This is a genomic window from Paracoccus suum (assembly GCF_003324675.1).
GTDB classification, from domain to species: Bacteria; Pseudomonadota; Alphaproteobacteria; order Rhodobacterales; family Rhodobacteraceae; genus Paracoccus; species Paracoccus suum.
This window is the reverse complement of sequence record NZ_CP030918.1, coordinates 835,001-860,337: the sequence shown is the minus strand read 5'-3', so window position 1 is coordinate 860,337 and position 25,337 is coordinate 835,001. Positions and strand designations below refer to the sequence as shown.

At 59.1% G+C, this 25,337-nt stretch carries 25 protein-coding genes, 1 tRNA gene and 2 rRNA genes (1 of these 28 cut by a window edge); 21 read left to right on the top strand and 7 right to left on the bottom strand.

The genetic code is table 11. From position 1 onward, the window contains the following. Window positions 1–139: 139 nt before the first annotated feature. From DRW48_RS04130 to DRW48_RS04120, 3 genes are read right to left on the bottom strand one after another with little or no spacing between them, the layout of a single operon-like run. Window positions 140–853 carry an RNA ligase family protein gene (locus DRW48_RS04130; RefSeq protein WP_114075309.1) on the bottom strand — a complete coding sequence of 238 codons (714 nt, stop codon included), beginning with the start codon at window positions 851–853 and terminating at the stop codon, window positions 140–142. A gap of 8 nt (window positions 854–861) precedes the next feature. Further along, complete coding sequence (locus DRW48_RS04125; RefSeq protein ID WP_114075308.1) at window positions 862–1,392, bottom strand: hypothetical protein; 531 nt, start codon at window positions 1,390–1,392, stop codon at window positions 862–864. Continuing rightward, window positions 1,389–2,717, bottom strand: a complete 1,329-nt coding sequence (locus DRW48_RS04120) for an AAA family ATPase (protein WP_241963369.1) — start codon at window positions 2,715–2,717, stop codon at window positions 1,389–1,391. The genes DRW48_RS04125 and DRW48_RS04120 overlap by 4 nt, the downstream gene beginning before the upstream one ends. A gap of 230 nt (window positions 2,718–2,947) precedes the next feature. Between DRW48_RS04120 and DRW48_RS16510 the strand changes: the two genes are divergently transcribed. The 7 genes from DRW48_RS16510 to DRW48_RS04085 all read left to right on the top strand — a co-directional run bounded on the left by DRW48_RS16510 (window position 2,948) and on the right by DRW48_RS04085 (window position 9,726). Beyond that, a complete protein-coding gene (locus DRW48_RS16510) occupies window positions 2,948–3,103 on the top strand; it encodes a hypothetical protein (RefSeq protein WP_199286153.1) in 156 nt (51 codons plus the stop codon). A 330-nt stretch (window positions 3,104–3,433) separates the two neighbouring features. Further along, window positions 3,434–4,507 carry a DNA (cytosine-5-)-methyltransferase gene (dcm, locus tag DRW48_RS04110; RefSeq protein ID WP_277870801.1) on the top strand — a complete coding sequence of 358 codons (1,074 nt, stop codon included), beginning with the start codon at window positions 3,434–3,436 and terminating at the stop codon, window positions 4,505–4,507. Then, window positions 4,500–5,009 (top strand): very short patch repair endonuclease, encoded by a 510-nt coding sequence (locus DRW48_RS04105; RefSeq protein ID WP_241963368.1) that lies wholly within the window; start codon window positions 4,500–4,502, stop codon window positions 5,007–5,009. Before dcm ends, DRW48_RS04105 begins: the two co-directional genes overlap by 8 nt. Beyond that, window positions 5,006–6,634, top strand: coding sequence for an ATP-binding protein (locus DRW48_RS04100; protein WP_114075305.1), 1,629 nt, complete (start codon window positions 5,006–5,008; stop codon window positions 6,632–6,634). Before DRW48_RS04105 ends, DRW48_RS04100 begins: the two co-directional genes overlap by 4 nt. Window position 6,635: 1 nt before the next feature. Beyond that, the gene (locus DRW48_RS04095; protein ID WP_114075304.1) at window positions 6,636–7,472 is read left to right on the top strand and encodes an HNH endonuclease; all 837 of its coding nucleotides are present in this window, start codon (window positions 6,636–6,638) and stop codon (window positions 7,470–7,472) included. Next, window positions 7,469–9,289: a DEAD/DEAH box helicase gene (locus tag DRW48_RS04090; RefSeq protein WP_114075303.1), complete on the top strand. Its 1,821-nt coding sequence runs from the start codon at window positions 7,469–7,471 to the stop codon at window positions 9,287–9,289. Before DRW48_RS04095 ends, DRW48_RS04090 begins: the two co-directional genes overlap by 4 nt. Beyond that, window positions 9,286–9,726 carry an EcoRII N-terminal effector-binding domain-containing protein gene (locus DRW48_RS04085; RefSeq protein ID WP_114075302.1) on the top strand — a complete coding sequence of 147 codons (441 nt, stop codon included), beginning with the start codon at window positions 9,286–9,288 and terminating at the stop codon, window positions 9,724–9,726. The genes DRW48_RS04090 and DRW48_RS04085 overlap by 4 nt, the downstream gene beginning before the upstream one ends. Window positions 9,727–9,857: 131 nt before the next feature. Here the strand turns inward: DRW48_RS04085 and DRW48_RS04080 are convergent, their stop codons facing one another. Then, window positions 9,858–11,972: an AIPR family protein gene (locus DRW48_RS04080; RefSeq protein ID WP_114075301.1), complete on the bottom strand. Its 2,115-nt coding sequence runs from the start codon at window positions 11,970–11,972 to the stop codon at window positions 9,858–9,860. A gap of 810 nt (window positions 11,973–12,782) precedes the next feature. On the opposite strand from DRW48_RS04080, the gene DRW48_RS04075 reads away from it, so the two are divergent. The 14 genes from DRW48_RS04075 (at window position 12,783) to DRW48_RS04010 (ending at window position 22,702) form a co-directional block, all read left to right on the top strand. Continuing rightward, entirely contained in the window at window positions 12,783–12,944 is a 162-nt protein-coding gene (locus tag DRW48_RS04075; RefSeq protein ID WP_241963367.1) for a hypothetical protein, read from the top strand. Continuing rightward, a complete protein-coding gene (locus tag DRW48_RS04070) occupies window positions 12,941–13,186 on the top strand; it encodes a hypothetical protein (protein WP_422385747.1) in 246 nt (81 codons plus the stop codon). Before DRW48_RS04075 ends, DRW48_RS04070 begins: the two co-directional genes overlap by 4 nt. 215 nt (window positions 13,187–13,401) lie before the next feature. Next, complete coding sequence (locus DRW48_RS04060; RefSeq protein WP_162784669.1) at window positions 13,402–13,659, top strand: ribbon-helix-helix domain-containing protein; 258 nt, start codon at window positions 13,402–13,404, stop codon at window positions 13,657–13,659. A gap of 263 nt (window positions 13,660–13,922) precedes the next feature. Then, window positions 13,923–14,510, top strand: coding sequence for a type IV toxin-antitoxin system AbiEi family antitoxin domain-containing protein (locus DRW48_RS04055; protein ID WP_199286152.1), 588 nt, complete (start codon window positions 13,923–13,925; stop codon window positions 14,508–14,510). Beyond that, window positions 14,503–15,360 (top strand): nucleotidyl transferase AbiEii/AbiGii toxin family protein, encoded by an 858-nt coding sequence (locus DRW48_RS04050; protein ID WP_114075297.1) that lies wholly within the window; start codon window positions 14,503–14,505, stop codon window positions 15,358–15,360. The genes DRW48_RS04055 and DRW48_RS04050 overlap by 8 nt, the downstream gene beginning before the upstream one ends. A 128-nt stretch (window positions 15,361–15,488) precedes the next feature. Continuing rightward, a complete protein-coding gene (locus DRW48_RS16460) occupies window positions 15,489–15,623 on the top strand; it encodes a hypothetical protein (RefSeq protein WP_277870800.1) in 135 nt (44 codons plus the stop codon). Window positions 15,624–15,632: 9 nt separating this feature from the next. Further along, entirely contained in the window at window positions 15,633–16,418 is a 786-nt protein-coding gene (locus DRW48_RS04045) for a DEAD/DEAH box helicase family protein (RefSeq protein ID WP_199286151.1), read from the top strand. 132 nt (window positions 16,419–16,550) lie between these two features. Then, on the top strand, window positions 16,551–17,252 hold the full coding sequence (locus tag DRW48_RS04040) for a hypothetical protein (RefSeq protein WP_114075296.1): 702 nt from the start codon (window positions 16,551–16,553) through the stop codon (window positions 17,250–17,252). Window positions 17,253–17,325: 73 nt separating this feature from the next. Beyond that, window positions 17,326–17,538: a hypothetical protein gene (locus DRW48_RS04035; RefSeq protein ID WP_114075295.1), complete on the top strand. Its 213-nt coding sequence runs from the start codon at window positions 17,326–17,328 to the stop codon at window positions 17,536–17,538. A 128-nt stretch (window positions 17,539–17,666) separates the two neighbouring features. Further along, entirely contained in the window at window positions 17,667–17,936 is a 270-nt protein-coding gene (locus tag DRW48_RS04030) for a hypothetical protein (protein ID WP_114075294.1), read from the top strand. After that, complete coding sequence (locus DRW48_RS04025; protein WP_338418428.1) at window positions 17,933–18,142, top strand: helix-turn-helix domain-containing protein; 210 nt, start codon at window positions 17,933–17,935, stop codon at window positions 18,140–18,142. Before DRW48_RS04030 ends, DRW48_RS04025 begins: the two co-directional genes overlap by 4 nt. Window positions 18,143–18,306: 164 nt before the next feature. Beyond that, entirely contained in the window at window positions 18,307–20,010 is a 1,704-nt protein-coding gene (locus DRW48_RS04020; RefSeq protein WP_114075293.1) for a site-specific integrase, read from the top strand. A 5-nt stretch (window positions 20,011–20,015) separates the two neighbouring features. Then, entirely contained in the window at window positions 20,016–21,050 is a 1,035-nt protein-coding gene (locus DRW48_RS04015) for a tyrosine-type recombinase/integrase (RefSeq protein WP_114075292.1), read from the top strand. Continuing rightward, window positions 21,047–22,702: a recombinase family protein gene (locus tag DRW48_RS04010; RefSeq protein WP_114077341.1), complete on the top strand. Its 1,656-nt coding sequence runs from the start codon at window positions 21,047–21,049 to the stop codon at window positions 22,700–22,702. Before DRW48_RS04015 ends, DRW48_RS04010 begins: the two co-directional genes overlap by 4 nt. Here the strand turns inward: DRW48_RS04010 and DRW48_RS04005 are convergent. From DRW48_RS04005 to DRW48_RS03995, 3 genes are all read right to left on the bottom strand, one after another. Beyond that, window positions 22,659–22,735, bottom strand: a tRNA-Met gene (locus DRW48_RS04005). The genes DRW48_RS04010 and DRW48_RS04005 overlap by 44 nt on opposite strands. 52 nt (window positions 22,736–22,787) lie before the next feature. Next, window positions 22,788–22,902 (bottom strand): 5S ribosomal RNA (rrf, locus tag DRW48_RS04000). 114 nt (window positions 22,903–23,016) lie between these two features. Then, window positions 23,017–25,337, bottom strand: a 23S ribosomal RNA gene (locus tag DRW48_RS03995); it runs 509 nt beyond the window's last position.

Genomic DNA, 25,337 nt, shown 5'->3' with positions numbered 1-25,337 from the left:
TTTCAGCAACTTGGCCGACAAGCCTTTGAGATGGCAGATTCATTTGCGTTCGCTCGGCGTTTCTCACTGGCTTTGGAAGGATCGACGTGCGCTCAGAAACGCATTCGCGGCTTGACCAAGCGTTGACAAGAAAAACCGATTACGTGGCAGAGTTAGGGTCCGAACGGACCGACCAATCTACTCGATTCCACTTGATACTGTGCCGACTCCAATGCTCCGTAATCTCCTGAGTGAAGTCTGGACGTACAAGCTTGGCGCGCCTCTCACACCACAGAGCGCTCTCTCGACGAACAACTAAACCTTCCATCGGCTCAAGCGCATATCGGCTAAGCCGTTTATCCATTATCTCTTCCAACTGAGCCAAATTTGTTTTCCCTCGCAGCAAGGTTGGCACAGTCACTAGGTTGGCCGCAGAAGCGAGAGCGTTTCGTCGATCAGTACTCCAGAAACGTGCAATCGCCCGATCATAGACATCGAACATTACAAACCAATCAGGCAGGCGGTCATAACTAATTGAGTGCCGTGCAGCACACCACTCACCAAAGATTATAAGCGATCCATCAAGACGATCACGGATATCCTCACCATGCTGCGAAAGCCATTCGGGCACGTTTACGAATTGCCCTACAAATGGCGCGATCAAATATTGCCCGCGATTTTGAACCTGGAGAGAACCGTCTTCGGCTAGAGATAGTCCAATGTTGGCACCATCAAGCTTCTCCTCGACAACCACTTCGCCCGATAGCAGACTTGCGGCATCTTCGCGACAAAGCACTTTATCCTCGCGTGGAACAGCAAGGCGACTCAGCCAAGCAAGATGAGGCGTGGAAGGAAAGCGAAAGAAGCTTTGCATCAGGCTTCCTACACTCTCTCTTGTTTCTCTATATGCTTCGCGCGCGACCAAGCCTCGATAATCGGTTCGAGGTCAACGTTCTGTGCCAGAAGGGCCTCCTCCCAGTCATGCCAATCGGTGTCACCAGCAAACGCTATACACCCTTCACCAAAATCTACATAGGATGCCAGCGCAGCTGCAACGATCTTCCGATCTGCTAGGTCATGGATGACGGGCTCCAGCATTGCCGGCAAAGTGCCATGTCCGTGCTCGTCATAATCCACCGCAACGTTGTCGACCGCGCACTTGCTCCACTTTGATATTACGACCTGAATGCCGAAATCAGTATGTCTCAGCTTATTGTTGTACTCATTCCAAATGCGATTTTCTGAGTCCAACACAAGACGACAGTTTCCCCGTTCAAACTCGTCCAACCAAGCCCAAACAGCCTGGCGCAATACCGGATCAGTCGGCGTTGCGGCAATGTCAGATGGGTGCACTGGGTCAGCTGCACTTGCTGCAATCAAGACGTTGGTATCAACGACATAGCGCTCTTTCATTGCTGAAGTGTCTTCTGCCGCTCAAACATGAGTCGTGCTTGTTCACGAGTCTCTCCGAGCGCGTCGCCAAAAAAGCCGTCAGGCCAGTTTTTCACACGACCAAAATCATCAATTTCGAGGGTACATAGTTTCGCAGAACGCCCGTTTCGCTTCACGAAATACATTGCCACATCAGTCGCCGAAGTGTTTTCCTTGGCAATTAGTGTCTGCATGCGTCTGAAGAGATGCTCAGAATGCGTTTCAACAATAAACTGAACCCCGCGCTCCATACTGACGTCGACGAAAAGCTCAGCCAAAACTGATTGAGCAAGCGGATGCAGGTGAATCTCGGGTTCTTCAAGTAAGATCGTACTACCCTTAGGGGCAAAGTAGGACACAACCAAAACCGGCAATACCTGTGATACGCCGATACCCACATCCCGCAGATTGCATGCAACGCCTTCACGATGCACAATTAATTCATAGCGATTTGAGCGCCCCTGCTGTCTGACCTCAAGCTTGTCTGCAACTCCCATATGACGCAGCCAGCGAGAGACGCCATCAACAACGTAATTCTGTTCATCGCCGCGCAATAGGGTACTTGCCAAGAGGGCGTCTACTGCGCCACGTCCATCGCTGCCCACGTCGCCTGGCTTGCTTTTATTCCAAGGGTAATCGCGTTCCGGCTTACGACGCAACGGCCCAAGATAGATGGTGCGATCTAGTTCCTGCCGGATTGCTAGGCTGAGGTCCTCAAGCAGTTGTCCTTCTTTATCGAGTACAGCTATCGCATCAGCCGAAAAGGCAATCGAGCGCTCAGGCGCGTAATTGCGGCCCTTTGCCCGAGGCAGTTGCTCATCATCTACGAGGATCGAGAAAGCGCCTTTCTCTCGGCGAATGGCTTTGAACTGACGTCCCTCAGCTTTGAGAGTGAGAGCCTGAACAGCGACGCTGCCAGACGAAGTCTGGCCGTAAGAGCACCCAAAACTGCCCTTATGAATTCTGCTTGCGCCACGATTATCGAAGTCGAATTCTATCGAAAATAGACGCGGAGACTCAGCGCTATGGTTCAGGACGTCTTCGAAGGACCCAAAATTGAAAAGATCGTTTAGCTCATCTCCACCAAGATTGAGATGAACAGTCCGGTCGGGCGAACGCGCGGTCTGCTTGAGTAATAGCAGGCTCTGGATAAGAGACGACTTTCCGGATGAGTTGGTGCCGAGGAGCATCGTAAGTGGACGCAAAGTAATGTCCTCGGGGTCCAACCAAGCCTTGAAGTTTTCTAGCCGCAGTCGTGAAAACATGAAGAGACGCGTCCTGATCAGATATGCCTTGGTGTTGTTCATAGCGCGCATCCGAGGGGGTGCAAAGCCTCAACACAAGTGTAGGGCGCCACCGCAGGCTTGATGTGCGCTCATACCGTTATCCGTGTTCAGTTTCAGCGTTTCCCACAAAGGCATTGGATCAGTGACGTGTATCTTGCACCAACTACTCGTTTGTTCTGCCCGGAACGCCACTGCCAGCCCCAGTTCCACCTTCCGCCTTTATTCCAGTCCCCGCCTCGTGGCCCGGCTTGATGGTGGCGCGGATCTACGCCTGTGTCGGTGTGGGCGCGCGTACCACGTGGAAGATCTTCGACATCCTGGCCTGCCCAGTCACGTTCTCCCCCCATCCGCAGCAGATCGAAGCGGCCCGGCGCGGCTATGACGACTGGTGGCAAGCGCTGGGCTGAATCCGCGAGGGGCCGCTCGTGGGCGGGATGCTGCGGGAGGTCGAAGTGACGGCTCCAATGCCGAAAATCAGGCCGTGGGCATGACGGCTTTGCCACACGATCTGTTGTTCGACCCGGACCCGGGCCTGTCTCGGTGGGTCGGGCAACTCCGAACCGACGACGCGGCTGTCTTCAAACCGATCTGTTAATGGACCAATGATAGGACATCATCATCGCGGACCGGCGGCTACGCTCAAACCATCGACAGCGAAGGCTGCCTAGCATAGCATCAGCAGAGGGCTTGATCCCACGGCCCAGGATATTGTGGCGACAAGCGTGCAGGAAACATTCTTGGAACACCCCGAAGCACCCTTCAAGTTCATCGATTTGTTCGCGGGAATCGGGGGCCTCCGGCGTGGCTTCGACGCAATTGGTGGACAATGCGTCTTCACCTGCGAGATGAACAAGTACTCTCAGGAGACCTATCGCGCTAACTTTGGAAGCGACCATGAAATCGCTGGTGACATCACGCAGGTTGCCGCGTCAGACATTCCTGATCATGATCTGCTTCTGGCCGGATTTCCCTGCCAGCCGTTCTCTTTGGCTGGCGTCAGCAAGAAGAACTCGCTCGGTCGAGCTCATGGGTTCGCGGACGAGACCCAGGGGACCCTGTTCTTCGACGTCGTCCGGATCCTGCGCCATCACCAGCCCCGGGCCTTCTTGCTCGAGAACGTCAAGAATCTGTTGAGCCATGACAAGGGCAACACGATGCGGGTCATCCTGCATGCCTTGGACGAACTCGGGTACGAGGTTGATTACCGCGTGATAGATGCCCGTTCTTGGGTGCCGCAGCATCGTGAGCGAATTTTCATTTCTGGGTTCCGCAGGGACTACAAGACGACCTTCTCCTTCGATGATGTGTTCGTTCCGCCGGGGCCCAACCCTACCCTCGCATCGATCCTCCACCCCGAGGACGGGTCGGAGGCCGCAGACGGGCGCTACACGACCGGTAGCTTCGGCAAGGTCAACGACCGTTACACGCTTACTGATGGCCTCTGGTCGTACCTCCAGCGGTATGCCGAGAAGCATCGCAGGGCAGGCAATGGCTTCGGTTTCGGGCTGGTCGGCCCCGAAAACGTGGCCCGCACACTCAGCGCTCGGTATCATAAGGATGGGTCTGAAATCTTGGTCAAGCAGCCTGGAGAGAACCCGCGCCGCCTGACCCCGCGGGAATGCGCGCGCCTTATGGGTTTCGACCGTCCCGGCTCCAACGATCCCTGGAAGATCCCGGTAAGTGACACCCAAGCATATCGGCAGTTCGGCAACGCCGTCGCGGCGCCTGTTTCGGTTGCGATCGCCGAAGCGATGGCTCCATGGTTGACTAACATGGTTGCCCTCCGGTCGCGAAGGGAACGTGTTGGCTGAGAAGAAGGCGCCCCTTACCAGATCACAGATGATGGCGCGCGTCCGTTCGGCGGATACCAAGCCGGAACTGGTCCTGCGCAAGGCTCTCCACGCCATCGGCTACCGGTTCAGGTTGCACGTCCGTTCCCTCCCGGGCTGTCCGGACATCGTCATGCGGAAGCACAAGTGCGCTATCTTCGTGAACGGTTGCTTTTGGCATGGTCACGCTGACTGCAAGCATTTTCGTATTCCCAAGACCCGGCCAGAATTCTGGTCCGCAAAGATCGAAGCCAACCGGGAGCGGGACACACGCGCAATCGAGGCTCTGCTGGGCTACGGCTGGCGGGTTCTTGTCGTCTGGGAATGTGCGACGCGGTCCTTTCAGGTGGACAATTTGATCAGTATTATCGCCGCATGGCTGCAGGGCATTGAAACAAATGCAGAATTGTCATCGGATGGCCTGTCGACCAACAGGCGCACGAGGTCCGGAATTTCATCCGGCGAGCAGGAAACACGAAGATGAGCGACCTTATCAACGACCCGAACGCCTCGCGGCTGATTTATGGCCTGCGCGACACCGGTTACAACGTCAGGACCGCAGCTGCGGACATCATCGACAACTCGATCGCGGCAGGAGCAGAGAACATCAACATCGAAATCCAGCTCCTGCATGACGGACGGAAGGTCGTCTATTTCGGCGACGATGGTCACGGGATGAACCAAGAGCAAGTCCGGAACGCCATGCGGTACGGTGCGGACAGGCGCCCCGACGCAAAGAGCCTTGGAAAATTCGGCTTGGGCCTCAAGACCGCCTCCAGCTCGGTTTGCAAGCGCTACAGCGTGATCTCTCGGCGGTCTGAGGACCAACCCTTGGCTAAGCTTACATGGGACCTAGAGCACGTCGAACAGCGTAACGTGTGGGAAATGTTGGCTGAGCCGGTAACGGCGGATCAGAACGAGATGTTCGACGAGTACTGCGGTCCGACGGGTACGCTTGTCATTTGGGAAAACTGCGACCGGTTGCTTTCGAAGGAATACACGCCAGGCACAAAGGAACAGGCCGCTGTCAAGCGGATGTCCGAGGCCCTTAGCAAGCACCTCTCCCTCGTCTTCCATAGATTCCTTGATGAAAATGACAGCCGGGAACGGAACGTAGTGATCCGGATCAACGGAACTCCGGTGAAACCATGGAACCCGTTCTATCCCGGACGGTCCGAGCAAGTACTTGCCCCGAACAAACAAAAGGTGGTCGTCGAACTCTTCGACGGGAGCGAAGAAGTTGCCGAAATGAAGGCGTGGATCCTTCCGCACCGCCGTGACATGGGCAAAGAAGAAGAGGCCGAGTTCGCGAAGATCTCGAACAGGGCGCAAGGCTTCTATGTCTATCGCGAGGGCCGCCTGATCCAAGACGGCGGCTGGATGGATGTGTTCGGAGCGCCTGAACCGCACACCTCGCTGCTCAGAATCGAGTTCGACTTCGGCCACCAGTTGGACGAGGCATTCCGAATCGATGTGAAGAAGTCACGGATCCTGTTCCATCCGGATCTTGAGGACGGCCTGCGCAAACTGCTTCAACCGGTCTATCGCGAAGCTGGTGCTCGCTATCGCCGCGAAAGCCGAGACGACGCCAACCAAAAGAAGACCGTCGACCACAGCAGCGCGAACAAGAATATCGCGGGCACGCCAAACACAACGAAACCCCAAGTGAATGCTGCGGACGTACGCACCCAAACTGCCGAAATCAGCAACAACCGCGGCCCGAAGATCAGGATCAAGGCGCCAGTCCAGAATTTCGTCAGCCCTGACAGCATTCACGTCGAAGCGGTTACAACGATCACAAATGGCCATCTCTGGGAGCCCGCTTACCGCAGCGCGGGAAGCGCGGACCATGTGCCGGGCGTTCAGCTCAACAAGCACCATGACTTCTATCAGAAGATCTATCAGCGTGCCGCCGCCAACGGCTACGCGGTCGAGGGGATGGACCTCCTGCTCTACGCTTTCGCAATGGCCGAGCAGAACAACACCGATCCCGAGCTCGAACCCGTCTTCGAGGATATCCGCGAAGAGATTTCGGCCAACCTCCGCAAGCTGCTGCGGTACATGCCGGATCCTGAACCCGCGGAACTGACCGAGGACGACGACGAATAAGATGATCTCCGATCGGCAGGACATCATCCAAAGGGAGCTGGAGGCGGGAACCGGCGCCGCGATCGGTATAGCGGTCGACCAAAGCGGCACCAGGACCGGCCTGCGCCTCTGGTTCGCCGATCTGGACGAGCGCCACGGCCCGATTGCAGAGCTGCGTCCCTACGGGATCCGGGGATATCGGGTAGCGCTCGGCTTCGGGAAGTTTGCGGGAGCGATCGTCCGCCAGATACAGGCCGCAGACGCAGAGGACGTCGGGTTGGCACGCGCCTTGGTGGCGTCGATCAGTCCAGCAGTGGATCTCCAACTTTTTGGCCAAGGCCGGGATGATTGGACTGTGGATTCCGGAGCTTTCAAGATCACAGCAACAGCCCGGGGGTTGCCAGACGATCAGGACGAGGCAGTCGCCAAGGTATGCCGGGACGTGATCGTGCCGTTGATGGCCGCAATGGCGGAACTTATAGGCTATGACGTTATCGAGGAGGAGGAAAAAGACGGTGCGCACGCTCATGAGGGCGCGATTCGAGTTTCGACAATCCGGCGACGCGAACGGAACCCTCGAAACCGCCTGCTCTGTATCCGGCTGCACGGCGAGAAATGCGCATGCTGCGGCATCGAGCCGAGGTCGGCATACGGCGAGGCCGGGAGCATCATTGAAGTCCACCATCTCGAGGCCTTGTCCCTTCTGGCTGTGCCCCGCGCATACAATCCGGCGATCGATCTGGCACCGCTCTGTCCCAACTGCCACCGCGCCGTGCATACGAGACGCCCGATACCCTACTCCATTTCGGAATTGCGGGCGCTCATGTCACCGCACGTGGACGAGGCGGCCGTCCGATGAGCAAACTTGCTGCCCTGCCTCGAGATTTCGACGCGCTGCTCGCAAAGGTTCCTGAAGGATTTTCCGTCTCTGAGCGGGTTGTTGAACCGGTTGCGATCCTCTCCCGGGTATCCGGGAAGATGTCCGTGGCGCTGGGCGGCAAGCGAATGGTTCGTGGGGAAGTTCGACTGATCGAGGCGCCGTCGATTTCGCATGCTTGGATTGCGGACGGCGCAATCCTACGCCCCTTACCCAAGGACGCTCCGGGCTTGGTCGCAAAATGCCTTGGTGACGAAGCCCCGGACGACATTTCGTACGCCACGGCGATCAGGCTGCTGCGAACACCACCCGAGGGCCTCGAAATCGAGGCCGCACCCGATCTCTTGCACTCGGGCAAGATCACCGCCGAGGAATTGCCGCCCAAGATCGACATCCCCGGCCTACACGCCGACCTCTTCCCCTACCAGGCACGGGGCGTCCGATGGATGTGGGAAACGGTCAATAGGACTGGCGGTTTGATCCTTGCGGACGAGATGGGTCTCGGCAAGACGCTTCAGATCATCGCACTCCTGCTTATGGATCCACCGGAGAACGCCGCACCGGCCCTGATCGTTTGTCCGACCAGCCTCATCGCAAACTGGGTGCGCGAGTTCGGCAAGTTCGCGCCAAGCCTCTCGCTGATGGTTCACAGGGGAGCCCATCGTGCCGGAATCTATCGTGACCTACAGGTCGCATCTGTAGTGATCACCACCTACGAGACGATGGTGAACGACATCTCGATCTTCTCGTCCTTTGAATGGGCTTGGGTGATCTGCGACGAGGCTCAGGCCATCAAGAACCCCCACTCCAACCGTCGGCAGGCAATTGTGACGATCCCTCGCCGCAAGTCGATACCGATGACCGGCACCCCGGTCGAGAATACCCTGATGGATCTGTGGTCGTTGGCCGATTTCGCAATCCCGGGCATGCTCGGGGACAAAACCGTCTTCGAAGTCGCGTTCCCCGACACGCTTGAGGCCGGACAGGCGCTGGGCGGCTTGACCGATCCAATCATCCTGAAAAGGCGAGTGCGTGATGTCGCCGCCGATCTTCCGGATCGCATCGACATCGATCTGCCGTTGGAACTCGATGATGGTCTGGCCCGGCATTACGACAACGTCCGCGAGGCTACGCTGGAAAAGTATCCGGTCGCGGGCCCCCTCGTCGCGACCCTGCAGCTTCAGCTGGTCTGTGCGCATCCTTGGCTCAGGACTCCGGATGCGGCGCTGGTCGATTGGGACGACGCCAAGATCGTTACCCGTGAGGACCTACCTCTGCTTACGCCGAAGCTCGAACGAACGGTCGAACTCCTTCGGGAGGCATTTGCGAATGGCCGGAAGGTCATCGTCTTTGCCCTGTTCAATCGGATCGGTGACTTGATCCGGACTGCCTGCAAAGACTTTGCCGAAACGTATTGGGGAGCGATCAACGGATCGACCCCGCAGGAGGACCGCCAGACCATCATCGATGATTTCTCAGCCCACGATGGTGCCGCATGCCTGATCCTGAATCCGAAGGCGGCAGGGGCGGGCCTGAACATCACTGCAGCAACCGTCGTGATCCATTTCACCCCCGTCTGGAACCCTGCCCTCGAAGCTCAGGCGAGCGCGAGGGCGCATCGACGTGGCCAAACCGAACCAGTCACGGTCTACCGCCTCTTCTATAAGGACACGGTCGAGGAGGTGATGATCGAACGCTCCGCTTGGAAGAGCGACCTTGCCAACGAAACCGTCCCGGTTTCCAGTCGGGACGCACAGGACATCAGGCGCGCCCTCGCCATCAGCCCGGTAAAGCCATGACGATCAAAACCTTCATCAAGACACTCAGTGCCAATGACGTCGGAACGACAGGTGGCCACATGGGGGGCATTCTGGTGCCGAAAGGTGATGGCGAGCTTCTTGCCTTCTTGCCCAAGCTTGATCCGGCAACCTTGAACCCTTCGGCATGGATCGACTGCGAAACGCCTAGTGGTCAGATTCTGCGCCTTCGCTTCGTATACTACAACAACCGAATGCATGCGCCAAAAGGCACACGAAACGAGTATCGGATCACCTATCTGACCAAGTTCCTCAGGGAGGAAATGGCCAACGCGCGCGATACCTTCGAGATTTCGAAGGCGGACGGGGCGGCGCGTTACAAAATCAGGGTGATCCCGATAGGCGGCGGCTCCGACGCCTCAGAGGATGACGCCCCCGTCAGGATCAGGCTGACGACCGGTTGGCGGCGGGTCCACTGAATGAAGCTTCCACCGCTGTAATAGTCGAGCGAAGGTTCAAAGGGCGGCCGGGGACGGGTGTGAGCGCGTCGCCCTTTGTGCACGCGAAGGCAACGGCGTGATTCACACAACGGTGCCGCTGCAGCCCGACCTCAATGGGACCGCACTTTGCCGGATATCCTGATTCTGGGTGTCTCCTCATCGTCGACATAGCCCTCTTCGCGGGCACGTCCGAGGATTTCAACGGCGAGAATGCATTGGCGCTCGGACGGCAAGCGGCGCTCCTGCTGGCTGCAGGCCTTCAAGATGCCGTCGTTCTTCATTGAGAATGAAGGGCTAGCAGAGGTCCACTCACGCAACCTTCCCCAGAAGGCGCTGCCAAGCGCAATCACCTTTGACTGTGCCTCAATCCCGGAAATCATCGCTTCTTCACGGCGACCGTCACGTTCGGCCGCTCTGGCGTCCTGAGGCTCTATGAGGAAGTCCTCAAGTCCGCCATCGTAGGCAACCTCGGCACGTGCGACAGAAGACCAGCATCCCTGTTTCTTCGCCCATTCTGAGATATTGCGGATGCCACTGTCCGTAGTGGTGATCACGTCGGCCGCGGCCTCGCAGGCAATGAGGAAAGTTTTCATCAACGCTTCCGGAACGGACTGGTCATTCCAGACCCGATCGAGATCCAGCACCTTCCCGCCCTTTTCGACGTCATGGGCCAACTTGGCAATACCGTAGGTTACGATGTTGGCCCTGTATCCGCCCGGGTACCATTCCTGTCGTGGGACAGCCTTCTCGAGGGCGCGGAATATGATCACCTTGGCGATGAGGCGTTTGAACCAGGTCTCGTCATACTTTCTGTCACTGGCCGCCCACGCTTCTCCTATCTCCGATGCGAAGGCTGCGAAATTCTTCTGCGCCCCCTTGCTCACGGTGTCCGGTCTCATCCGGAAAGAAAGTTCGACCTTGGCAAGGTCCGTCTTGGCGAAGAGCTGGGCCTTCGGATGTTCGGAATCGAAACGCTTCCGATCGGCGCCTCCCAGCTTCGCCCGCTCCACTTGGTACTGTCCCCGCGCCCTTTCATAGAACCATTTGGTCTGCCTGTTCATGCCCGGCGCTGGAGGCGCGGAAACACGGCGCGAGTATCCCTCCATCCGCATGTGGAATGGGTGGTTCGAGAAAAAATCGGCGACACTGACCTTGTTTTGGCTGTTCGCGTACTTCGAGATGTTCGGCACGACTTGCTCGGAACTTTCGGAAGGTACCACCGTCAGTTTGATCTGCACATGGACGCGGTCCAGGTTCTCAGGGCTGTGCTTCAATGCTGCATGCAGCGAAGCGGTCGTCTGGCCACCGTTGACGATCTGCAGGTTTTTCGCCGAAAGGATGTGGGCACCGGCCCCGTCCATCTCGATGTCGACGGCGTCTGCGGTCGCGGACAGCCCGTTGTTGTAGCTGAAGAACATCTCGGGTTCGCCCTTGATGGTGTCCCGGATCCCTTCGTTGACCGACTTTCGGCGCGCCTGAATGAAACTGCGGATGTTTGACTCCAGCATTCGCGCGCCCCACTTGTCATAAATGTCAGCCAGCTGTTTGCCACGGATGACAGCTAGATAGGATGGCAGTTCTGACTCCGGACCAGAAGCTCGAAGGGCTGGAAGGCCTCCGCCGAAGTCTTCGGCAAACTTGACGACGATCTTTTCCTTGGAGCCCGTGGTTTCAACCCTGTGCAGACGGGTCAAATCCCAGATGTTATAGGTCACGGGGATGTCGGAAATGCTTCCAGCAACGACGGCATCTGTCCGGGCGCTGTAGATCGCGTTCGTGACAAGGATCAATTTGACTTTGGTCACGGATGACCATGACTCGGCGATCATCATGGCAACGCCGAATTCGGGTGACTCGATGTGCAGTTGGTCCCGAAACTCCCGCCGCCGTACGGCTGCGACGAAATTGATCAAGTGGCCAAAGTGCTTTTTGGCGTCGGCTGCGTTCAAAGTCGGCGGCTGTTCGTCGTCGAAGACTTCGCAGACAATGACGCTGAGGATGCCATCGGTTTCTCTGGGGTCACCCCCATGACCATCGATCCGAAGGGACTTTCCGGATGCAGCCCCTCGATAAGCACATCTGTCGGACGTCTCGATCTCGCCTTCGGCTTCCAGAGTTTCGCAGAGCCGATCGAATGCGACGTCCTCGAGCGGCAGGTCAGTTTCCGCACACTCTTCCCGCAGCTCGGCAACAAGGTCTTGGTTGAATTCGACAAGCTGGTTCAAACGGGCTCCGCAGCGCAAGGCACAGAAAAGGCGGAGGCTCTTCCGCCACGCACCACAGTAGCCTACGCGCGGAGGTCAAGCCGACGCAATGCTGTTTCCCCGTTGCGATGTGTCCTTAAGTTTGTGCCGAACGAGGGCCTGACCAAGCCCAAAGCCACACGACAGAAGGCCGCACATGAGAACCGTCCTGCCAACCGACACCCGCAGCAGGCCGCCCTTCCAACCAAGCTGACATTAAGCGAAGGCGACATTGAAGACCCGTCAGGCTTCTCGGGGCTCCAAGCCCCTCCCTTGGCAAGTTGCATGTTGCATCAAATGGGCCTCTGTGTGCTCTGCGACCGGGCTGTTTGTGCAGACATGCAAACTTGCTCCCGGTACAGCGGGACAGCTTTGGCCTTGCAAAACAAGCATCGCACGCCGCTTGTAGGGAAAAATCGGCTTTGCAGGATCGCCGCGAGGGATTCGGGCTCTGCCCGCTTCATTGTTTTGCTGTGACAGTTCGGTGGTGCTTTGCACAAGTCCCCCAAAGAGTCGGCAGGTCGGACACGTCATGGACGCTTTCCCCCCTCCTCTGGTTCCTCCCCGGGCCAGAACGTATGCGGGGGCCGTAGCGCGGCGGTTCGCTAGCGTCAGGCATTTTCACCGGGGAAGCCAGGCGGAAGCCACCTTGCGACCCGGAGCCGGAAATCTTGAGTCAGATCAGCGCCTTGCGGAATCACGATCTGGCCACCCGCGCGCGAAGTCCTGTCGGAAAGCCGCACCTTGGGCGGTGGCGGCGCGGCTGGGGCGGCCACCGACGGCGCGGCCGGGGTGGATGCTGTGATTGGCGTCCTCGCCGAGACCCAGTCCACGATCCAGCTGCTGGTACCCTATCTCGACACGCTGCGCTGGGTGCTGATCGCTATCGCGCTGATCGGCACGGTCGTCACCATCCACGCCCGGCTCGACGACTGGAAACGGGGCCAACGGTGATCGGCTGGCTCCTCCCCCATGGCCCGGCGCGCAAGGCGCTGGGCCTGATCCTCACCGCCGCAGCGATCCTGCTGTTCCTCATAAACCTACGCCCCGCAGGCGAGCGCGCCGGGCGCGCCACCGAACGGCTTGACGCCCTAGAGAGAAACGATGCCATCCACCGCCAGATGCTCGACGCCGCCGCCCGCCGCCCTCCTGATCGCGATGCTCTGGCTGAGCGCCTGCGCGATGGCAGGTTCTGAGACCCGCGCTCCCTGCCCACCCGTGGTTGACTACACGGCCGCCGAGCAGGCGCGGGCGGGCGACGAGGTTGAGGCGATGCCGGAAGGCGCGGTAATCGTCCGGATGCTCAGCGATTACGCCGTGTTGCGCGATCAAGTCCGAACATGCCAATGATGGCAGGACGGCGGCCGCGCACTCGCCGAGGCTCAAGCTGACAGGCGGGAAGGAGAAAAGGATGGCGGCCCAACCCAGAACGATGACGCTGGAAATCGATGATGAGCTGCACGAGGTCCTGACGTTGATGGTGAGCGACCCAGGGCCCTATCAATCCGTCAGCGCCTATGTTGAAGACCTGATCCGGCGCGACATGGCAAGCCAAGAGGCCGCGCCCCTTACGCAGCTGCAGGTGGAACTTGTCGCTGGGGTCAGCGCCCCAGAACCCACCTACCATTCGTCGTCGGCCGCGGAGGTGATCCCGGCCAACCGCATTTGACGGTTCGGCCGCTTCTCGTGATCCGTAGTCCATCCGTTCCAAGGGTCATCGAACGGCAAAATCCGCCTATGGAGCAGTCGGGCGGAGAATAGTGGGTCTAATCTCCGCACAATCTGCGGTGATTGAATCTGATGACGCCGCGGGGTGCGCACCAGCGCAGGTTGCCTGAAGCCGAGCGGAATGTTACAAAACCTAGGACAGGATGCATTTTTGTCCGCGGTTTTGTAACCATGCTTGCGACGGATCAGGGCCAGCGCGCCCACATGATCGACTACATGGAAGTTCATGCGCCAGCCCGTTCAAGGGATCTGGCGTCCATCGGCGTGAGCGGAACCACCATCGCGAGGGCGGTGGCAGATGGCGTGGTGGTGCGGATCGGGCGGGGACTGTATCAGCTGCCCGACAGCGAGCCCGACCTTCATGCTGGGCTCATCGAGATCGCCAAACTCGCACCCAAGGCCGTCATCTGCCTGACCTCGGCGCTATCCTTTCATCAGCTGACCGACCAACTTCCACGCCGGGTGTGGATCGCCATCGGCGCCAAGGACTGGGCACCGAAGATCGAATATCCACGCATCCGCATCGTGCGCTTCCGTGAGCCCTACCTGACCAATGGCACCGAGATCCATCGCAGCGGGGACGTGGAGGTCCGAGTCTACTCCATAGCCAAGACGATTGCCGACGCATTTCGGAACCCGAAACTTGTAGACCGGTCGGTTGCCATTGAAGCGATGAAGGCCGCGCTAAGCGCCAGGAAGGCAACGGCAGGCCAGCTTGCTGCAGCCGCTCGCGAGAACGGCGCGTGGAACCAGATGCGCCCCTATCTGGAGGCGCTGACATCCAATGGCTAAGCAGCCGAAAGATATCGCGGCGTCTGTGCGTCAGCGTCTGCTGAACCTTGCCCGTGCTGAAGGTCAGCTGTTCGATGTGGTGCTGGTGGCCTTCGGCCTCGAACGACTGGTGTACCGGCTGTCGGTCTCCGAATATCGCGACCGCTTCGTCTTGAAGGGTGGCATGCTCGTCACCTTGTGGACGGCTGACACCGGCCGCTTTACCCGGGACATCGACTTCTTGGCGTTCGGCTCGGACGAGGAGGCGGAACTGAAGACTGTCCTCTCCCAGATACTCGCCATAGATGGCGAGGATGGGCTGGTCTATGACATTGAAAGCCTGACGGCCGTCGCCATTCGAGAAGACCAGATCTATGGCGGGATGCGGCTCCGGACCGAAGCCCGCTTGGGTAACACGCGCATTCCGATCACCGTGGACCTCGGCTTCGGCGACGCCTTGCCCGATCCGCAATTCGAGATCGAGTACGGCTCCCTGCTCGACTTTCCAGCCGCATCGATCCGCGCCTATTCACCGGCAACGGTCATCGCCGAGAAGTTTCAGGCCGTGGTGGCGCTGGGCTTGGCGAACAGCCGGATGAAGGATCTCTATGATCTGGGGACGCTGCCGAAGGCCGTCAACATCGACATGGACGACCTCGCGGCTGCGATCAGAGGAACCTTCGCTCGACGCGATACGATTGTTCCAGCCGCCTGCCCTGTCGGTCTGTCGGAGGAGTTCTCGACCGACCCGACAAAGACGACGCAATGGCGGGCTTACTCGGATGGCACGGCTCTCGAGGGACGGCCGCTCGCGGAGGTCACTGCGGAGATCTGGGCTTGGCTTGAACCGGCATGCAGGGCGGCGGCATGATTGCCGCGTTCTGCGCGATCATGTTGCCCGTCGATGGGGGGCTCGGTAAACGTTGACCAAGTGTTGACAAGAATTTCAAAAGCAAAAACCCGACGGCCTGCTTCGACTGCGGCATCACCGAGGATCTGGTGAAAGAGCTGGCGGGCCACGAGCCCCTGCGCGTCGTCTTCCGCGACAACGGCTTCGCGTCGGACGAGGTGAAGATCAACGTGACGCAGATCTTCTGCCAGCTCTCGCCCACCACCGACGTCAAGTCGATCTGAGAGCGCGCCATGAAGCTGAAGTTCAAGGTCCAGCCCTATCAGACCAATGCCGTCAACGACGTCGTCGACTGCTTCGCCGGCCAGCCCATGACCTCTGGCCTGACCTACCGTATCGACCCCGGCAGCCAGCCACAGGCCAGCGCCTTCGAGGAGGGTTTCAAGAACGCCGACCTGGCCCCGACCGACGTGCAGATCCTGGAGAACATCCAGAAGGTCCAGCGGCGCCAAAACCTGCCCGTCTCGAAGTCGCTGACGGACTTCACCACCTTCAACGCCGGGGGCGAACGCGTGCCCGTCGCGGCCACCTACAAGCGCGACGCGCTGGCCGCGACCCGCATTCATCTCGACGTCGAGATGGAGACCGGCACGGGCAAGACCTACTGCTACATCAAGTCGATTTTCGAGATGAACAAGCGGTACGGCTGGTCGAAGCTCATCATCATGGTGCCGTCGATCGCCATTCGCGAAGGGGTATACAAGTCGCTGCAGATCACGGCCGACCATTTCGCCGAAAGCTACGACGGCAAGAAGGCGCGGTTCTTCAGCTACAATTCCAAGCGCCTGCACGAGCTGGAAAGCTTTTCGTCCGACGCGGGTATCAACGTGATGGTGATCACATCCAGGCGTTCAACGCGCGCGGAGCCGACAACCGCCGCATCTACGAGAAGCTGGACGACTTCCAGTCGTGGGCGGCATCCAGATTGTCATGACGAACCATCAGTGCATCCAGTCCGCGCCAGTGACACCTTGGTCCCCACGTCATGGCTTGGTTCCTCTTTAGCCCCGATCGGATGAGGGCGGCCCAGGGGGCGGGACGCTCGACAGCTGCAGTGGCGGCTTGGGCGGAAGGCAGCGGCTCCCGCGGACCATCTGCGTCGTACGCATTTAGGCATTGACGTCTATCTGCGTCCGCCGCATATAGAAGACATGCGTCTGGGACCTTTCATCAGTTTGCTCGCCGCCACCTACGGTCTGCCCGAGCGGAGCGTGGCGCTTGTTGCGCGTGCCATGCGCGAGGCTGGCTGGCTGAGCAGCGGGGCGAGGGGAGTGAACGCACCTGATATGTCGCCGACCGATATGGGGCGGCTTTCAGTCGCACTGCTTACCGGGGAGCCGCCAAGCAAGGTTGTGGCAGAGTTCGAGTTCATCAGGGCTCTCCAGACGAAGGTGCCCTATCCAGAAGACAACTTTGTTAGCCAAGCTGATCTCCACGAAGGGCACACATTCGAGGACGCGGTGATCGCACTGGCCGTGGCCGCGCAGGATTCGGGCCGGATCATCAGATACAGTGACGTGGCCCTGGGAAGTTATCTTTTAGAACCCACGTTCACCATTTCGGTGGACAGGTCGCGCCGCACCGCGTCGATCGATACGCCGGGAGTCCGCGCGGATTACATCGACATCGCAGGAGAAGCCGAACTCGAGCGGCTCTATGCGGACCGCTCCCTCGAGTTCGAACGATGGCAACGCATCGCAGAGCTGGAGAGCCGGTCCATTTCGTCAGAGATTAGTTCTCACGTGGTCGCCTCGCGCGGCATGCGTGTCGTGCGCACACTCACGCAGCGCGAGTTCTATCTCATCGCAGAAGGAATGCGCGGCGATCCGAGCAGCCTTGGCCCCGAGCAATGACTGTAGTGATCCAGACTGAATCACCGCACCCCGAGACCCATCCGCACCTCTTTCATCTTTGTGGAACAGCGACATGCGCACGATCAACACACCGATCAAGAGCAATGGACTGCAGTTCGCCGAAGCAGTCTCGTGCATCGAACAGATCCTCGTGGCTGGACTCCGCCATGGTCACTTCCGCTGCTCGATCGTGGGAGAGGTGAGCAACAACAAACGCCGTGAACTCGTCATCGAAGCCGGCATGAGCTACAAATTCACGATCCCCTTCGACGACCTGCCCGGCTGACGGATTTTTTTTCGTCGCGATCCCTGCGATGGGGACGCTCCCTCTCGTCCAGAAACGATCAGTCACCGGCGTAAAGCGGGGGCTCCGATCAAGGGCATGAGCGGCGCGAGCCGGATCATGAACTTTTCATGGATCAAACGACCCGCGAGCCGGTAACGCAAGTTCCCGACGACACATTTGAACTCTCTGGACCCAGCTCCGCTCCGCGCGAACCGGACGGGCACACCCGGGTGAACCTGCCGCGTGAGCAGATCGCAGAAGCAACTTCGTCTCAGTCTGCCGAGTACGAGCAGACCTGTGACAAAGCGATTCAGATTATCGCGCGCCTCTTGGCCCGTCACCTCGTCCGTGACCCGCAGGATATGCCCCACCAACTCGCCAACCTCGGAGCCGTATGATGGCCGCGAATCTCACCACGCCCAAATTCGAGCGCCAGCTTTTGACCGTGAAGCAAGTCGCGGAGCTTGACAGCTGCTCAGAGAAGACGGTTCGGCGAGCCATCGATGCCGGGCTTCTTGATGCTATGCGCGTGGGTGTTTCTGGCCGGTTGCTGAGGATTCATCCGGACGCTCATCGCGCCTACCGTCGGGCGTGGGACAGGTGACCTCTGCGACGCTTATTGTCCATCTATGCCAATTAGTTAGCCAATCGTCGGGAAGAGGGCCAACGGAATACGATCTGATTTTTCATGGTATTGTTCTCCCGAATCGGGTGTTCTGTCCCATCCTGTCCACCCGAGACTTCCCCTGACTTTCAGAAAGGTTCCCGATGCTCGCGTTTGATGCCGCCGCTGCAGATCTGGATTTTGTCCCCAAGGCGACGCCGATGTTCTCCGATGTCATCTCGCGTCTGATCGCCGACGAGACCCTAGACCAGACCCGCCGCCGCGATCTGATCTCGGGACTGCGGCGAATGGCCAAGGCACTGGGTCGCGCGCCGGAGGACGTGCCCTGCTACCCGCCCTGGCTTCAGCCGCGGCTCGCGAGGGTCAGCCCCGCTGGCAATGGCCTTAGCACCAAGGCTTGGCAGAACGTCACCAGCGACGCCCGTGCTGCCATGGTCCAAGCGGAGATCGTGGAACGGCGCCAACATGGCATTTCGGATCTCGCAGGCGACTGGCAGGCCTTATGGCGAGAGGTCCTAGCATCGAGAAGCCCCACCCTTCAGCCATCTCTGTGCCGCTTCGTCCACTTCCTCAATCGGCGCGACGTCCGACCTGCTCAGGTAGGTGTGGAACACGCGCAAGCCTATCGCGAGGCTCTGATCCGGAACGAGATCGGCAAAGCGCCAGAGGTTTCTTATCGCGCAGCGGTGAACGGCTGGAACCTAGCGGTCAAACAGATTGGCGCTTGGCCGCGGATAACCCTTCCCCTTGAATCCCGTCAGAAGCGGATCACACTCAGCGAACGGAACTTGCCAAAGACTTTGCTCGAAGAGATTGACGCCCTCATGCATCGTCTCGGGCAACCGGATCCGTTCGCTTCACACGGTCGACTTCGCGCGCTCCGACCAGATACGGTCAAGCAGTATAGACACCGGCTTTTGCGGTTCGCCTCCGAACTCCTGCATTCCGGTGTTGCTGCCACTGAGATCAAGACGCTGGGCTCGATCCTGGATCCGACGATGGTCGAGCGCGGCCTGCGCCAGATGCTCACTCGTACAGACGGGAACATCACAAGCGCGATCAGCGAGATGGCTACGCTTCTGCGTGGTATCGGCAGGGACACGGAGCAACCTGCCGAGAAACAGGACAAGCTCGCGGAGTTTGCAAAAAAGCTGGCGTTGCCGCCGCGACGAGGGATGACCCGAAAGAACCGAGACCGGCTCCGCGTGCTTCAGGATGACAAGCATTTACAAAGGTTGCTGTGGCTTCCGGAACGACTCTTTGCAAATCCGCCAAAAGGCACGGCAAACGCATTTACCAAGGCGCTCGCGCGCGAAGACGCGATTGCCATCGCGTTGCTGCTTTTCTGTCCCATCCGCGCCAAGAACCTCGCGGGCATTCATCTCGAGCACAACCTGCAACGCCCGGGAGATGGGCGTGTTTTCCTCGTACTAACGGGGTCAGAGACCAAAAACGAGCGGCCGCTCGAGTTCGAACTTCCGCGTGACCTGATCCGCATGATCGACGGCCACCTCACGACGCGTTGCCCGCAACTCTGCCCTCCCGGCACACCATGGCTGTTTCCCCGCCGTGATGGCGCGGGGCCCATCCCTGCGAGCCAGATCGCGCATCGCATCGGGAAGAGGGTTCGCAGGGAAATCGGCATCGATATGAATGCCCACTTGTTCCGGCATTTTGCCGTCATGACCTGGCTTAACGCGCACCCTGGAAGCTATGAGGCCGCGCGCCGCCTACTCGGCCACTCAGAGATCAGCCACACGATCAATCTCTATTCAGGCCTCGAGGTGACCGCCGCCACGCGCGCCTTTTCCGACCTTGTGAACGCGCATAAGGAGGGGCGCAGGTGAGTTCTATGCACCAGCAGGAGAACTGGCCCGAACAGGACAAGCTCATGTGGGCCGCGCTCATTGCCCCAGGGGGCCCCTTGGATAGCCCCGGCGCATTCGTCCATCTCAGGGATGCGACCCTCTACACTCGCCGGATGCATTATCGCCAGTGGCTGCTCTGGCTCGAGGCTCGCGACGCCGATGCACTCAAGCTGCCACCCGCGGAGCGGGCAAGCATGGATCGGTTGCGTCAATGGCTGGACGAGCTGGCCCACACGCGTCCCATGACACGCCTGTCCTACATGCAAGCCCTGATCACCGTTCTGAGGGCTTACGCGCCACAGGCAGACTGGACTGCTCAGAAGAGAATGCTTGCTGTACTGAAGCATCAGGCCGGCAACGGCGATCCAGCACGGAAGGCGGGCCGCATTCTCTGCAGCGGGGTTCTGCTGCGCACCGGCATTGTGCACGCCGGCTGCCACGCCGAAGCTGCCACGACCGAACTCTCGCGCATGATCCGGCGGCGCGACGGAACAATCGTCGCCCTGCTTGCCATCCTTCCCATGCGAGCGCGCAGCCTCAGCATGCTGGCGCTCGGGCAGTCGGTGCATGTGGCCGAGGAAAGCGTCATCATTGCGCTGTCGGAGCAGATGACCAAGACCGGCGTGGCCTGGGAGACTTCCGTCAACGGGCCTGTGAACGCTATGCTGCGGGACTATATCTCCGCAGTACGGCCTTGGCTCATGGCGCGCGGGGGTCGATCTCACACAGCGTTATGGGTTGGTAGGAAAGGTGAGGCCATATCACAGACGGACATCTCGATTCGCGTCCGGCATGTGACCGAGGTGCAGACTGGCAAGCGCATCCCGCCGCACTTCTTCCGCGATGCCGCCGCAACCACCCTTGCCCGCAGTTCGACCAATGAGGCCGGACTGATCCGTCCAGTCTTGGCGCATTCAGGCTTCCGCACAGCACAAAAGCATTACATCCAGGCGAGAACTATCGATGCTGGACGCGACTATGCCTCGGTTCTGATGGATTTGAAGGGAGGGCATCGATGACCCGCGCCGTGATATACGCTCGCTACTCCACCGATCTTCAGAGAAAGGCCTCTATCGAGGATCAGGCAAGGCTGTGTCAGGAGCGCGCCAATCACGAGGGCTGGACACTGACCGAAGTCTTTTCTGACATGGCCATCTCGGGCGCCACAATGTTGCGGCCGGGCCTTCAGGCGCTGCTCGATCGCGCGAGCCGGGGCAAGTTCGCAATCGTGCTTGCCGAAGCTCTGGACCGCCTCAGCCGTGATCAGGCTGATATTGCGACCCTGTACAAACAACTGAGCTTCAATGGTGTCCGCATCATCACCCTAGCGGAGGGCGAGATCAGCGAGCTGCATGTTGGCCTTAAGGGTACCATGAACCAGCTCTTCCTCAAGGACCTTGCTGACAAGACGCGCCGCGGCTTGCGGGGCCGGGTCGAAACCGGACGGTCGGGCGGCGGCAACAGCTTTGGCTATGACGTGGTCCGCAGGATCGGCAAGGATGGCGAGCCCGTCACCGGCGAACGCACGATCAACATCGATGAGGCGGAGATCATCCGCCGCGTGTTTCGCGAGTTTGCCGATGGCCGGTCACCCAAGGCCATCGCCCGCCGCCTGAACGCGGATGGTGTTCCCGGACCGCGAGGCGCGCTGTGGCGCGATACCGCGATCCGCGGCCATCGCATCCGTGGCACCGGCCTGCTGAACAACGAACTCTACATCGGCCGACTGGTCTGGAACCGCCTGCGCTACATGAAGGATCCCGCGACAGGGCGCCGAGTGTCGCGGCTGAATCCTGTCGACGCACTGATCATCACCGATGTGCCAGAGATGCGCCTTGTCGAGCAGGAACTCTGGGAGCGAGTAAAGACACGCCAGGGGGAGATCGACAACGAACCGCGCATCATCGCAATCAAGGCAACGCGCTTTTGGGAAAGGAAACGGCAGATCCACCTTTTGACCGGACTGCTGCGCTGTGGCTGCTGTGGCGGGGGTTTTGCGGCGGTGGGACGCGACTACGTCGCATGCTCCGCATCGCGGAAGCTTGGCACCTGCAAGCAGCGGGTCTCGATACGCCGAACTGTGCTTGAAGAGGCGGTCCTCTCGCTGCTGCGTAACCGGTTGATGCAGCCGGAAGCAGTGGCGATGTTTATCAAGGCCGTCGCGCAAGAGACAAACGTGCGCAACGGGACAGCGTCTGCCGATCGGGCAAAACAGCTGTCGGAACGTACAATGACCGCGCGCAAACTCGAGGGTCTCTACGACGCGATCGCTGAAGGCCTGCGAACGCCCGGTCTCAAGAGCAAGCTGGAAGAGCTGGAAGGCAAGCTAGTCGCAATCGACGCGGCGCTCGCGGCCCCTGCCCCGTCGCCGCTGCGGCTGCATCCCAACCTGTCGGAACTCTACCGCTGCAAGGTAGCCGAACTTGCCACCACACTTGCAGATCCTGAGATCCGCCCGCAGGCCTTGGAGACCATCCGAAGTCTGATCGAAGCCGTCACGGTGCAGATGACCCCGGCCGGCATCACTCTCGTCCTCTACGGCGCGCTATCAGCGATGGTTGGCCTGGCCCAAGGCGGAACAGCAAAAAGCCCGCTGGGAAGCGGGCTTGATGATCGTTCGGTTGAGGTGGTTGCGGGGACAGGATTTGAACCTGTGACCTTCAGGTTATGAGCCTGACGAGCTACCGGGCTGCTCTACCCCGCGACAGGGTTGTCTTGTCGGAAAGTTCTGAAAGAGAAGTTACGTTTCTTTCCAGGTCTGGCGGTGACCTACTCTCCCACGTCTTGAGACGCAGTACCATTGGCGCGACGGCGCTTAACGGCCGAGTTCGGGATGGGATCGGGTGTTTCGCTCGTGCTATAGCCACCAGACCGGGGAAGAAACGCGCGTTCCGCTTTGGCCTTTGGGCTTTGGCGGGGTGTTGTCCATTTTGTACACCGAAGTGAGCTTGCTTTGGGTCGAAGGCGGTCTGCCTTCTACCGGATCAAATCAAGCCAATCGAGCCATTAGTACCGGTCAACTGAACGCATTGCTGCGCTTACATCTCCGGCCTATCGACGTGGTGGTCTTCCACGGCTCTCAAGGGATACCTTGTTTTGAGGGGGGCTTCCCGCTTAGATGCCTTCAGCGGTTATCCTGTCCGTTCATAGCTACCCAGCACTACCGTTGGCACGATAACTGGTCCACCAGTGGAACGTTCACCCCGGTCCTCTCGTACTAGGGGCAACTCCTCTCAAGTATCCTACACCCACGGCAGATAGGGACCGAACTGTCTCACGACGTTCTAAACCCAGCTCACGTACCTCTTTAAATGGCGAACAGCCATACCCTTGGGACCTGCTCCAGCCCCAGGATGAGATGAGCCGACATCGAGGTGCCAAACGATGCCGTCGATATGGACTCTTGGGCATCATCAGCCTGTTATCCCCAGCGTACCTTTTATCCGTTGAGCGATGGCCCTCCCACTTGGGACCACCGGATCACTATGGCCGTCTTTCGACTCTGCTCGACGTGTCAGTCTTGCAGTCAGGCTGGCTTCTGCCATTGCACTCAACGAGCGATTTCCGACCGCTCTGAGCCAACCTTCGCGCGCCTCCGTTACTCTTTAGGAGGCGACCGCCCCAGTCAAACTACCCACCACGCAGGGTCCCGGATCCGGATAACGGACCGCGGTTAGACATCAAGAGTGCGAAGGGTGGTATCTCAAGGATGGCTCCACGGAAACTGGCGTTCCCGCTTCAAAGCCTACCACCTATCCTGCACATCACAATCCTGATGCCAGTGCGAAGCTATAGTAAAGGTGCATGGGGTCTTTCCGTCTAACCGCGGGAAGTGTGCATCTTCACACACAATTCAATTTCGCTGAGTCCATGTTTGAGACAGCGGGGAGATCGTTACGCCATTCGTGCAGGTCGGAACTTACCCGACAAGGAATTTCGCTACCTTAGGACCGTTATAGTTACGGCCGCCGTTTACCGGGGCTTCAATTCGGAGCTTGCACCCCTCCTTTTAACCTTCCGGCACCGGGCAGGCGTCAGACTGTATACGTCGCCTTACGGCTTCGCACAGCCCTGTGTTTTAAGTAAACAGTCGCCACCCCCTGGTCTGTGCCCCCTGCCCACGCTTGCGCGCAAACAGGGCCTCCTTCTCGCGAACTTACGGAGGTATTTTGCCGAGTTCCTTAAACATGGTTCTCTCAAGCGCCTTGGTATTCTCTACCAGTCCACCTGTGTCGGTTTCGGGTACGGTCTGATGGAGGACTATTTCCAGGGACCCCGCAGCTGCCCGATCAATCCGTTAAGATCGAACAACCCTGAGGATCCGTCATCATCTCCTGGCCCAGGAATATTAACCTGGTTCCCATCGACTACGCCTTTCGGCCTCGCCTTAGGGGCCGGCTTACCCTGCTCAGATTAGCTTTAAGCAGGAACCCTTGGACTTTCGGCGACAGGGTCTCTCACCCTGTTTGTCGCTACTCATGTCAACATTCTCGCTTCCGATCACTCCACCGGATGCCTTTCGGCCCGGCTTCACAGTAAAGCTCCAGCCTCCGCTATCCCGAAGGATAGAAGAGGCATGAGCCTATATCACGGAACGCTCCGCTACCGCGTGCATCACTGCACACCCAAAGCTTCGGCTCGTGGCTTGAGCCCCGTTACATCTTCGCCGCAGGATCTCTTATCTAGACCAGTGAGCTGTTACGCTATCTTTAAAGGATGGCTGCTTCTAAGCCAACCTCCTGGTTGTTTTGGAAATCCCACATGCTTTCCCACTTAGCCACGAATTGGGGGCCTTAGCTGTTGGTCAGGGTTGTTTCCCTTTCCACGACGGACGTTAGCACCCGCCGTGTGTCTCCCGGATAGTCCTTCCTGGTATTCGGAGTTTGCTTAGATTCAGTAAGGCTGTGGGCCCCCATCGTCCATGCAGTGCTCTACCCCCAGGAGGATACGTCCGAGGCGCTACCTAAATAGCTTTCGCGGAGAACCAGCTATCTCCAGATTTGATTGGCCTTTCACCCCTAGCCACACGTCATCCGGACCCTTTTCAACGGGTGTCGGTTCGGCCCTCCAGTTGGTGTTACCCAACCTTCAGCCTGCACATGGCTAGATCATCTGGTTTCGGGTCTGATCCGTCTAACTAAGTCGCCCATTTAAGACTCGCTTTCGCTGCGCCTACACCTAACGGCTTAAGCTTGCTAGACAGACCAAGTCGTTGACCCATTATACAAAAGGTACGCCGTCACCGCTGATGCGGCTCCGACTGCTTGTAGGCGTCCGGTTTCAGAAACTGTTTCACTCCCCTCGTC